This is a genomic window from Halobiforma nitratireducens JCM 10879, from assembly GCF_000337895.1.
Classification (GTDB): Archaea; Halobacteriota; Halobacteria; order Halobacteriales; family Natrialbaceae; genus Natronobacterium; species Natronobacterium nitratireducens.
On record NZ_AOMA01000205.1, the window covers coordinates 1 to 1,835 of the forward strand.

Consider the following 1,835-nt stretch of genomic DNA (forward strand, 5'->3'; position numbering starts at 1 on the left):
GATAGGTTCGAGACTCATTGGTCGTTTCCACGCGAACCCCCGTTTGAACCACCGTTTTCAGCCCCTCGAATTCGGACGCCTCACGCCTCAAAGGACGATTCGTTCGACAGTCGAACCGGAGCCTGCAGCGCCCATAGATTTGGGGAGCTAAGAATCGCTTGACAGCGTAGGGATTACCGATCGAACGGGCAGACTTGTTGCTTCCGTTCGATCATCAAACATCCCATCGCTGGAGAGGGAACCTCAAGCCAGATATTATTTATAAGTTGATCGAACAATCGGCTATATATTCTGCACAGTAGTTCGGCAGTGGTCTACCCCTTGAACCGGATCTAAACGAACAAGTGTAACCGCAGAACGCCGTTCTTCCGTGACAATTTGTTTGCCATATTATTTCTTATCCGTCATCCCTCTGCCACCTCGCTGGTCCCGTGATCAGGTTCCAGCGTCTCGCCCGAAAGCACATCGATGATCACCAAGAGCACCCAGAGCATCGCGCCGTAGATGAGGATCCACTCCACGACGAACGGAGACTCAAGCATCGGAGTGGTAACGTACAACATCACTGGCGGGATTAGTCCGACGAGCCCACCGTAGATGGCTGCTATTCGAGAGAATTCTGGATGTCCGTACAGAGCGATATTGATAAGAACGAGCGTCGCGCTCAGGGCCAGGAACAGCGGGATGACCCACGCCGCGTGTCCGTCGAAATCGACGGAGTAGATCCCGTTCATGATCAGCGCGATCCCGACGAAGATTCCAACTAGTTGACCGGCCACGAGCACCGCCTGCCGGTGACGACTTCGGGTGTAGTATGCGTACAACCCACCGACGAATAGTATCAGAGTAAGTCCCTGAAAAACCTGGCCAGCGTCGTAAAACTGTGCTCCAAGAGCGGTGTTCGCGCCTCGACCACTGGCCACCGTTCCTCCGAGATCGCTGTGGAAGTTCGACAACGGCGAGAACGCGCTTGACCAGTGGTAGTACGCCATACCGGTGAAAAACGCTTCACCGAGAAGAAGGAATATTCCGCCGAGGGCGGTGAGTGACCATCGAAATGGATTTGATGACAAATCCTGCTGTTGTGCTTTAGGAGTTCATTGGAATCTGTTCGACAGCACCCCCCTTTTGAACGCGTCGATGGTGACGAGGAAGATCCAGACGAATGCGCCGTAGATGAGGATCCATTCGGCAATAAAGAGCGGATCCGCGGTGACGTACATCAGAAGGTACCGACCGAGCGGGAGTAACGCGACGATGACGCCGTAGCCGGCGATCCATCGAGGGAAGCCTGGGTAGCCATAGAGGGCCGCGTTGATCGGAATGAGTCCAACGGTGATTCCGAGGAACATCGGGACGACCCACATGCCGTGGCCCTCGAAGTCAAGCGAGTATACACCATTCATGATCAGCGCGACCCCAATGAAGATCCCCGCGAACTGGCCGAAGATAAGCAACGCGTCCGGCCGGCGATCCCCTCTGTAGTAGACGTACAGTCCGCCGATAAACAGGATCACTGCAAGACCGATGAACACCTGGCCCGCGTTGTAGTACTGGGCCCCCAGCGCCGTGTTCGTCCCCGGCGGGCCACCGACGGTCATACCCAAATCGCTGTGGTAGTGCGTGAGCGGCGAGAACTCTCCGGGCCATCGACGATACGCTTGGCCGGTGAAGAAGGCCTCTCCGAGCAGGACGAGAATCCCGCCGAGGACCGTTAGTGGCCAACGGAACGGGTTCCGTATCTGTGACTCCATAACATCGTCTTCGGCAAGGGGAACAATAACCCTGATTCGACTGCTCTGTTGAAGAGCGATCTAATCAGCTGATATCACGGG

Annotated in this window: 2 protein-coding genes; both read right to left on the reverse strand. The window is 55.6% G+C overall.

Annotated elements, in window-relative coordinates:
* Nucleotides 1-404: 404 nt before the first annotated feature.
* The gene (locus tag C446_RS17685; RefSeq protein ID WP_006674513.1) at nt 405-992 is read right to left on the reverse strand and encodes a hypothetical protein; all 588 of its coding nucleotides are present in this window, start codon (nt 990-992) and stop codon (nt 405-407) included.
* A gap of 105 nt (nt 993-1,097) precedes the next feature.
* Nucleotides 1,098-1,754, reverse strand: coding sequence for a DUF998 domain-containing protein (locus C446_RS17690; protein ID WP_006674514.1), 657 nt, complete (start codon nt 1,752-1,754; stop codon nt 1,098-1,100).
* Nucleotides 1,755-1,835: the final 81 nt, after the last annotated feature.